Annotated in this window: 7 protein-coding genes; 3 read left to right on the forward strand and 4 right to left on the reverse strand. The window is 44.3% G+C overall.

Annotated features, from left to right (window positions below; translation table 11 throughout):
* Positions 1-20: 20 nt before the first annotated feature.
* Together PN499_RS19870 and PN499_RS19875 are read right to left on the reverse strand one after the other, a co-directional pair.
* The gene (locus tag PN499_RS19870) at positions 21-290 is read right to left on the reverse strand and encodes a hypothetical protein (protein WP_272033890.1); all 270 of its coding nucleotides are present in this window, start codon (positions 288-290) and stop codon (positions 21-23) included.
* 57 nt (positions 291-347) lie between these two features.
* Complete coding sequence (locus PN499_RS19875; RefSeq protein WP_272033892.1) at positions 348-1,523, reverse strand: SpoIID/LytB domain-containing protein; 1,176 nt, start codon at positions 1,521-1,523, stop codon at positions 348-350.
* Positions 1,524-1,647: 124 nt separating this feature from the next.
* Between PN499_RS19875 and PN499_RS19880 the strand changes: the two genes are divergently transcribed.
* The 3 genes from PN499_RS19880 to PN499_RS19890 all read left to right on the forward strand — a co-directional run bounded on the left by PN499_RS19880 (position 1,648) and on the right by PN499_RS19890 (position 5,479).
* Entirely contained in the window at positions 1,648-2,637 is a 990-nt protein-coding gene (locus PN499_RS19880) for a ribonuclease Z (RefSeq protein ID WP_272033894.1), read from the forward strand.
* Between the two features lie 437 nt (positions 2,638-3,074).
* The gene (locus tag PN499_RS19885; RefSeq protein WP_272033895.1) at positions 3,075-4,472 is read left to right on the forward strand and encodes an RNA-guided endonuclease InsQ/TnpB family protein; all 1,398 of its coding nucleotides are present in this window, start codon (positions 3,075-3,077) and stop codon (positions 4,470-4,472) included.
* A gap of 110 nt (positions 4,473-4,582) precedes the next feature.
* Entirely contained in the window at positions 4,583-5,479 is an 897-nt protein-coding gene (locus PN499_RS19890; protein WP_272033897.1) for a pirin family protein, read from the forward strand.
* Positions 5,480-5,600: 121 nt separating this feature from the next.
* On the opposite strand, the gene PN499_RS19895 is transcribed toward PN499_RS19890, so the two are convergent.
* The gene (locus PN499_RS19895; RefSeq protein ID WP_272033899.1) at positions 5,601-9,284 is read right to left on the reverse strand and encodes a hydantoinase B/oxoprolinase family protein; all 3,684 of its coding nucleotides are present in this window, start codon (positions 9,282-9,284) and stop codon (positions 5,601-5,603) included.
* A 45-nt stretch (positions 9,285-9,329) separates the two neighbouring features.
* On the reverse strand, positions 9,330-9,974 hold the full coding sequence (locus PN499_RS19900) for a Uma2 family endonuclease (protein WP_272033901.1): 645 nt from the start codon (positions 9,972-9,974) through the stop codon (positions 9,330-9,332).
* Between the last annotated feature and the right edge of the window lie 69 nt (positions 9,975-10,043).

The raw sequence follows: 10,043 nt of genomic DNA on the forward strand, positions 1-10,043 counted from the left end.
CACAATAACTGTTACCAAATTTAACTATCTTTCACCTTACTAGAAGGTTTCGCCCTGCTAGCTTTCTTCACAACTTTAGGTCGCTTAAAAATCAAATAATTATGGTCATATTTTGGATCGTGATGTAGATCGACGAGTTCCCAACCCTCGTCTCCCAATTGATTTACGAATAGATGTAGCGAACCTTCTTTCCAATCTCGCAACTCTTGACCATTGACATACAAGTTAATCAACCTATCCCCAAACGGATAAGGGCTTGCTTCCAGAAATAGATACTCCCACTTTTGCATGGTATCCTTAATTAGTTAACAGTTAACCATTAACAGTTAACCGTTAACTGTTAACTGTTACTGCACTTGAATTTTAGCTAGAGTAGCACCTTGGTAATAGTGCAGCAAAATTTGCTGGTAATTATATCCCTTTTGAGCCATATTGTGAGCCCCCCATTGACTCATTCCGACTGCGTGGCCGAAACCTTTGCCCTTGACTTGAAAAGCAGTTGGCGGCTGTTCGGAATTGGTCGTGGCTGCTACAGTGCCATACTGGGGAGTGACTGTAAAACGGGTACTTCTTAATCCCAATGCTTCCCGTAATGTTGCGCCGCTGACTACTTTTGACCCCTTATCCCCCACTACTTTCATCGTAATCACGCTGCCAAAAGCAGTGGTTCGCTGGGGCGTGATGGAGACTATATTGCCAACTCCAGAAATCTTGCCACTCAATTCCGAACGAGAAAAGGTTTTCGTCCACTCGTAAACGGGTGCTCCTTGGTCAAAGTCGGGAACTCCCCGCAGGTAAGGCAATGGTTGCGTCCAAACGTCTTCGACGTTTTCGGTGTGACCGCCAGAGGAGGAGTGGAATACAGCTAAAATAATTTGGCCGCCGTAGGTCAAAACTTGACCAGCAGTGGCATCAACTGCGGCATAAGTACCGGAAGATTCAGTTTCTAAACCTTTGTAAACTTGCGATATTTGGGTATCTTCTAAGTCGTAAATGTCAGTTTGGCTTTCTGAGCGCTTATTGAGAGCGTAGGAACGCGCGGCAACGGCTTGGGCTTTCAAGGCCTCTTGCGGCCAATTGCCGCTCATTTCCGCACCCAGGACGCTGTAGAGATACTGTTCGAGCTCGACGTAGTTAACGGCAGTCAAGCCTCCCTTTTGAGGGATGAGTAGAGTTTTACCGCGATACCAGCGATCGCCTATCCAAACATAGCCGTTCCCCGTCGGTTCGATCCACATTTGACCCGCTGCCCATCGAGACAGCGCGACTTTACCAGACTGAGGTTGAGCCGCAAACCCGTTCATAGCTGGTAATTCTCCCAAGGTTTTACCGCTAGCATCACGGACTAGAGCTTTGGTGGAACTGCCAATTTTCACTTGACTCGCCGCCTCGGAAACGGCGACTCGCAAGATTAGCGATGCTTGTGCTGGGGCTACCATTACCAGCCACAACAGCAGCGATATCCACCAGTGGCGTTTTCCTACTGCCAAAACGAAGGGAGTCAAGAAGAGTCCAGATTTCATGTTGCAAGGAAGAAGCACGAAGGAACAATCGGGAAAGAAGTTAGTAGAATTGAGGCAAGGGTACTAACTGCACTCTGGATATATTTAACATATTTTGTGTAATTTGATTGAGGAAATTTGAGCTTTGCAGATTACTTTTCTTGGAACTAGCTCTGGCGTACCGACGCGATCGCGCAATGTTTCTAGTATCGCTCTCCGCCTGCCCCAGCGGGCGGAACTTTGGCTATTTGACTGTGGCGAAGGAACTCAGCACCAGTTTCTCCGTTCTGAGCTCAAGGTTAGCCAACTTAGTCGAATTTTTATCACTCACCTGCACGGCGACCACATTTTCGGCTTAATGGGTTTATTGGCAAGCTGTGGTTTAGCTGGCAATGTTAAACGCATTGACCTTTATGGCCCGTCGGGATTAGAGGAATATTTACAAGCTTGCGTGCGCTATTCTCAAACTCATTTTTCTTACCCGATGAAGGTTCACAAAAATCAGCTAGGAGTGATTTTTGAAGATGAGGAATATATTGTTAGTTGCGGCTATTTGAAGCACCGGGTAACAGCTTTTGGCTACCGCGTGACGGAAAAAGATCGGCAGGGACATTTTGATGTAGAGAAGGCGAAAGCATTAGGAATTCCCTTCGGCCCCTTGTACGGTGAATTAAAAAATGGCAAGATAATTACTTTGCCAGATGGGAGAACTTTTAACGGCGCTGATTTCTGCGGCCCGGCGCAAAAAGGTCGGACGTTTGTGTATTGTACTGATACGGTTTATTGCGATGAAGCCGTAGAATTAGCAAGAGATGCTGATGTTTTAGTTCACGAAGCTACTTTTTCCCATCAAGATTCACAAATGGCTTTTGATAGGTTGCATTCAACTTCGACGATGGCAGCTCAAGTTGCTTTAGGGGCGGGCGTAAAACAGTTAATTATGACTCATTTTAGTCCGCGTTATGCTCCGGGAAATTCGATCGTTTTAGATGATTTGTTGCAAGAAGCACGGGCAATTTTTCCCAAGACAAAGATGGCTCATGATTTTTTGACTTATGAGATCCCGCGTCGTCAAGATGCTGACTTAAATAAAGCACTATCGTCATCATCCGCCGGGATAAAGTCCCCTGGCTGATAGCTTTTGCGATCGATATTCTTAATCTACTTTCTCATTAATTATTGTCGGTTCCTAGATTTTCGAGTTTTGGCGATCGCGCAGTAGCTGAGCTAGCGATCGCTAGTACGGTTGTAGGCTACATATAGCTTACTTGCGTAGGTCTTGACTACCAAACTACAGCGCGATCGCTCGGACTTGATATAACTTTTTGATAATCGGGTGGCGATCGGATCGAGTCCAGCTAGTTTAGCTTAACAGACGGGAATCCCTACACTATAACGATCGAAGGTTAGTGTGGGATGAAAGGCGTGTGAGATGAGGATTCCATCTGTTCACAATCTCAAAGCATAGCTTTGAGAAGTGGGCAGATGGATGACGAGACGAACAAACTTCTTATTTGATGGGGTTATTTTGTGCTAAATTAACACCAATTGATGCGTATCGACTGCGATCTAATGAAAGCGACATATCAGTACCAATTCTATCCCGACACCAATCAAAAGTTAACCCTGAACCAATGGCTCAGAATTTGCCGTTACTGGTATAATCGCCAGTTGGGAGATCGCTTTGATTGGTGGGAAAGAAATCGTACTGCCATAAACGCTTGTCCATTGATAGCCAGCATTTCTGCTCCCAAAGAAAAGCCTAACTACTATTCACAAAAACAACAACTTCCCATTCTCAAAAAAGATTTATTGATAGTCTTTCATAGTGGCGAATTGTTGGATTTTAAGCAAGTAGATTCCACCGTACTGCAAGATGTCTCTAAACGAGTAGACAAAGCATTTGAACGGTTTATCGTAGGTGACAGTAAGGGCGGAAAGTCGGGTAGACCTCGATTTAAAACCGAGGCTGACTACCGAACTATGACTTTTTCCACTGCCAATGATGATTGGATTAAACTGATTCGCAAGAATTGGATTTATATTCGATTGCCAAAACTAGGGGTTGTAAAAGTTCGGATGCACCGCCCAGTTCCAAATGGGTTTGCCGTCAAGCAAATTAGCGTCACCAGAAAAGCTGATGGCTGGTTTATTCAGTTAATTCTTGAAGACCTCTCCATACCTGAATTTACACCGGATCGAGTTATTCCAACTTGGGATAATTCAATCGGTTTAGATGCAGTGTTGCACAAAGATGTCTACCTTGCCACATCTGAAGGAGAGAAATTACCATCATTAAAGCCACTCCGAAAAAATCAATCTAAATTAGACCGGATTTCAACCAAACGGAATAAACGGAAACGAGGTTCTAAGTCAAGACGGAAATTGGCGAAAAAAGAGGCGAGGCAACACCAAAAGATTGCTCGTTCTCGCAAAGACTTTCATTACAAAACTGCTCATAAATTGGTGAGGTCGGGAGCAAGGTTCTTTTTCCATGAAGACTTAAATCTCAAAGGTTTGACTAAGCGCAATAAGGTCAAACAAGATGAAGACGGGAAATATTTACCCAACGGTCAATCAGCTAAGTCAGGACTAAATAAGTCTTGGCAAGATGCTGCCTTTGGGCAATTTTTTACGACGCTGAACTACATAGTAGAAAAAACTGGGGCAGTCGTCATTTCACAAAAACCTGCTTATACTTCAATGGTACTCAGTTATCGGAATGAAATTATTTTTACCGATTGTAGTATCCGAGACTATTGGGACGAGCAAAACTCTTTGATGGTCGATCGCGATATTAATGCCGCGATTAACCTAAAAAGACTGGGGTTGGGCATTTTCCCCAGTATAAAACGCCGTAGTGGGAATCTTTCTGTAGTTGGTTCTATGGATGATAGTACCACGAAGGAAATTTTGCATACCCTTCATCGGGCTGCTAAGAAGCCGACATTATACCTGTACTCAGGTTGATGTGGGAGTATGTCACAATGGTCTACATTCGCTCATTTTTAAAACCTTGCCTTCTGTCACGAGCCAGCATCTCTAACACGGCTAACTAAGCAACTTCATCAACAGCCATTATGACTGATAGCATCCAGCATCTGATTGAGCCACACATTCAAGATTTGGGCGGCTTTCAAGCTCGTCGCCTCCTTCCCTCAGACGTTCTCACTCTGGTAGGCCCCTTCATCTTTTTTGACCATCTCGGCCCTGCGGTATTTCCACCAGGTAAGGGTGTGGATGTCAGACCCCATCCCCACATCAATTTAGCAACCGTCACCTACCTATTTGAAGGCGTTGTGCTGCATCGCGATAGTGTCGGTAGCATTCAAGAAATCCGTCCCGGTGCAGTAAACTGGATGACAGCAGGACGAGGCATTGTCCACTCAGAACGCACGCCAGACGATGAACGCAGTCAAGGAACTATTGTGCATGGTATTCAAACCTGGGTGGCGCTTCCTGATGAGTACGAAGAAACTGAACCCTGGTTTCGGCATCATCCGGCAACCGATCTGCCTGCTTGGGAAGAAAAAGGAGTTTCATTCACTCTGATTGCGGGCGATGCTTACGATCGCAGTTCCCCAGTGCAAATATTTTCACCGATGATTTACCTGGATGTGCAACTAGCTGCGGGAACGCAATTTACCTTACCAGGCAATTACAGCGAACAGGCGGTTTACAGCGTCACAGAGGGACTTGCGATCGACGGGATGCCTCTGGAACAACATCGCTTAGCGGTTCTAACTCCAGGCACATCGGTAAACGTTTCTGCCTCTGCCAATGCTCGTTGTGTTGTGGTTGGGGGTGAACCTGTGGGTGAGCGGTATAAGTGGTGGAATTTTGTTTCAAGTCGGCGCGATCGTATTGAGGAAGCTAAGCAGGATTGGAAAGAAGGGAGATTCGATCGAGTTCCTCAAGAGACAGAATTTATTCCATTGCCAGAAGAGCCGCAACCTAAAGCAGAACAGCCGTTGTAGGAATGGGCCGAGCAATCTAATCGAGAAAGAACTAATTGAATCTAAAGTTTTGAGGCAAGATTCAGTATTTCATAAGCGATCGTTCCTCTACCAAGATACATTATGAACAATGTAGAAAATATTAATTTTTGAGACAATCACCATACCCTCCACCCCCCGGAGTCGCGATCGCAAACACATCTCCAGGCCGCATTTCTACTGTCGCCGTCCCCCCTAATTCTTCCAAAGTTCCATCACTTCTTTCAACGTAATTTTTCCCCAGAATACCATCTTCCCCACCTTGCAAACCATAAGGAGAAATTACCCGCCTTCCTGATAAAATACCCGCCGTCATCCCTTCCCGAAAACGAATCCGCCGCACTACCCCATTCCCCCCAGAATGATATCCACTTCCCCCACTATTGGCGCGAATTTCAAAACTTTCTAGCAACACCGGAAACCGCCATTCTAATACCTCCGGATCGGTTAAACGAGAATTTGTCATGTGAGTTTGTACCGCATCCGTACCGTTAAAATCAGCACCAGCACCGGCACCACCGCAGATAGTTTCATAATATTGATAACGGTCATTTCCAAAGGTAAAATTATTCATGGTTCCTTGAGAAGCGGCCATAATTCCCAACGCACAATACAAAGCATCAGTAATATTCTGTGAAGTCTCCACATTTCCCGCAACCACAGCAGCAGGATAACGCGGATTCAACATACATCCTTCAGGAATGATGATTTCTAAGGGTTTCAAACATCCAGCATTTAAGGGAATGTCATCATTTACCAAAGTGCGAAAAACATACAAAACGGCAGCTTTACAAACGGCTGCGGGAGCATTAAAATTACTGTTTTGCTGAGGTGAAGTGCCTGTAAAATCAATCTTGGCACTGCGACTAGATTTATCAATAGTAATTGCGACCTTAATTAATCCACCAGCATCCATTGGGTAAGTAAATTCGCCATCTTTTAAAATGTCAATTACCCGGCGCACTGACTCTTCAGCATTGTCTTGCACATAACCCATATAAGCTTGTACCGTTGCCAACCCATAATGCTTTACCATCTTAATAAGTTCTTGCAATCCGCGCTCATTGGCGGCAATTTGTGCCTGCAAGTCTGCTAGATTTTGAGTGGAGTTGCGAACTGGGTAATTGCCAGATGTTAAAATTTCTAGTAACTCTTTTTCTCGAAAAATACCTTTGTTAACTAGCTTAAAGTTATCGATCAATATGCCTTCTTCTTCAACAGATTTACTGTTGGGAGGCATAGAACCGGGAGTCATACCGCCGATATCGGCATGATGTCCTCTTGATGCTACATAAAATATAGCTTTGGCAACGGATTTGATGGATGTTTGATCGATGGAATTGGTGATTTTTTTGGTGGTAAAAACAGGAGTAATTACAGTAATATCAGGTAAGTGCGTACCACCGTTGTAGGGATTATTAGAAATATAAACGTCGCCGGGTTCGATTTGATTACCTTTAGCATTAATTAAAGCTTCCACGCTTTCACTCATTGAACCTAAATGCACGGGAATATGAGGTGCATTGGCAACTAATTGGCCATTTCGATCGAAGATGGCGCAGGAAAAATCAAGCCTTTCTTTGATATTAACTGAAGAGCTAGTATTCTGCAAGGTGATGCCCATTTGTTCGGCAATTGCCCGAAACAAATTATTAAAAATTTCCAACCTCACGGGATCTTTAGCTGTGCTACAATCGCTGTCAGATAGCTTAATATTAGCGGATTGCCGTTTTAAAATCAAATAATTGCGCTCTGTCAATTCCCCCTGCCAACCTAGTTCGATAACATTCGTACCTGTTGCCTCAATAATAATCGCAGGGCCGAAAATACAACCGCCAGACTGTAAATATTCCCGCTGATAAACTGGTGTCTCATACCATCGATCGCCTGCATACATCCGTACAGTAGAAATCGGCGATAAATCGGTTTTAAAAGAAATAGAAACTTCCGGTTCCTCTAAAATTTTCATCTTCTCCACCACTTCCACCGAAATCGCTTCGACAATTAAGGCTTTTTCTGCTATAAGAAAACCATAGCGCTGTTGGTGCGCTGCTTCAAATTCCGACTTCATCGCAGAGATACGATCGGCGAAATTAACAAGCAATACGGAATCACTTCCCTGATACTTTAAATGCAGCTTGCGAATCACCTCTATCTCTGCACCTTTGCAGTTTAGTTCCTGTTTTCCCTCTGCTTCTAACTCGGCAAATACTGAATGTAATTCTGTTAATAATTCACTATTTAACTTGGCTTCAACTGCCTTTTCCCGCATCACTCGTACATCCGCCAAACCCATCCCATAAGCGGATAAAACGCCCGCATAAGGATGGATAAATACCTGTTTCATCCCCAAAGCATCAGCGATCGCGCAAGCGTGTTGACCGCCAGCACCTCCAAAACAGCACAAAGTATACTCACTTACGTCATAACCGCGCTGAAGTGAGATTTTCTCGATCGCGTTCGCCATTTTTTCAACTGCGATCGCCAAAAAACCCGCCGCCACCTGTTCCGCTGTTCGGCCATCTGCGTAGGCGTAGCCAGCCGTAGACATCGCGATCGCCAATTCCTCAAATTTCCGCCTTACAACCTCTACATCCAGCGGTAAATCCCCCTGCGGGCCAAACACTTTCGGGAAAAATTCGGGGTGAATTTTGCCCAGCATGACATTGCAATCAGTCACCGTCAGCGGGCCGCCTCTGCGATAACAGGCGGGGCCTGGATTCGCGCCTGCGGACTCTGGCCCAACCCGGTAGCGGGAACCGTCAAAAAATGCGATCGAACCGCCACCGGCCGCGACGGTGTGAATGGCCATCATGGGCGATCGCAACCTTACCCCAGCAATTTCTGTTTCAAATTCCCGTTCGTATTCACCATTGTAATGCGCCACATCCGTCGATGTACCGCCCATATCAAAGCTAATAATTTTATCAAATCCTGCCATTAAACTTGTTTCTACTGCGCCAACAATTCCCCCTGCTGGGCCAGATAGAATGCTATTTTTGCCTTGGAATTTTTCAGCATCTACTAACCCCCCGTTGGACTGCATAAACATTAAATTAGGATGACTTTCGTCTCCCTGCGTTATTGATAATTGACTCGTGAATCGCTCTACATATCGCCGTAAAATCGGAGATAAATAGGCATCGACAACGGTAGTATCTCCCCGCGAGACAAGTTTCATTAATGGGCTAACTTCGTGAGATACTGAAATCTGGGTAAAACCAATTTCTCTGGCTATTTTGGCAACTTGTTTCTCATGGTCGGGGTAACGATAGCTGTGCATCAATACAATGGCACAACTGCGGATTCCTTGATTATACGCTTGTTGTAAAGAGGCAATAAATTCTGTTTTAACAGGTGTTAATTCTTCTCCGTCGGCGCTGTAGCGTTCTTCTACTTCCACCACTTTTTCATATAGCATTTCTGGTAAAATAATCTGAAGTGCAAAGATATTAGGGCGATTTTGATAGCCAATTCTCAAAGCATCCCGAAAACCTTTAGTAATAATCAATAAAGTGCGATCGCCTTTTCTTTCTAATAAGGCATTTGTGGCGACAGTCGTACCCATTTTTATGACTTCTATTTGTGCCGATGGGATGGGTTCGCGATCGGGAATTCCTAATATATCTCGGATTCCCTGACAAGGTGCATCCGTGTAGCGATCGGGATTTTCTGAGAGTAATTTATGAATCGCTAATTTACCATCGGGGCGTTTAGCAACGATATCAGTAAATGTGCCGCCGCGATCGATCCAAAATTGCCACTTTTTGTCAGAATTATTAGCCATGATTTCACCTATAATTACCGTAACGCTGCCCTCTGGGTGGTTGCTTTACCGCCCAGAGGACGGCGTTATAAAGTTCTTAACCCACTCTCGAAATAACCTGCGAATTGCCCTTCTGCTTTCTGCGATATTTTGTTGCACAAAACCCGGTATTTCCTTTACAGGAAAGTTGGGAAATGCCAAACTAAACTCCGATTCAATATACTCTCCAGATTGCAGGTGATAAACTTGTAAAACTCCATTCTCGTAACGCCAAATTTCAGGTACTCCTAAACGGGCATAAATTGGCTGTCTATTTAATGATTTGCTGGTATAATCAATTTCTAATACCAAATCTGGCGGTGGATCTTGATTTAAGTCAATATCTAGTCTTCCACGCACCATAATTTCATTCTGGATGTAGAAGCAATTATCGGGTTCCGCACCCACCAATCTATCTTGTCGTTTCCAAGTTGCCGATCCAAAACTTGCATAGTCAATTTCTAGTTCATCTGCTAATTCTTTGATTAAATCCCCGATAATTTCTTTATAACCTTCATGTTCCGGTAATGGCATAATAATTTCCAGCGTACCTCTATCATAAGCAATTCGAGATGAGCGAGTCTCCCCCATTTCAATTAGTATATTCTCAAACTCATCCCAACTAACGTTATGAAGTAAAATTTTTCCTTCAATGGGAATTGTGACAGTCATAACTAAACTTCCTTACAGATAAATTGACAATCCATTCCACTACTTAAATTTGTACGTAACGCCGCCCTC

The organism is Kamptonema animale CS-326 (genome assembly GCF_028330895.1).
Classification (GTDB): domain Bacteria; phylum Cyanobacteriota; class Cyanobacteriia; order Cyanobacteriales; family Microcoleaceae; genus Kamptonema; species Kamptonema formosum.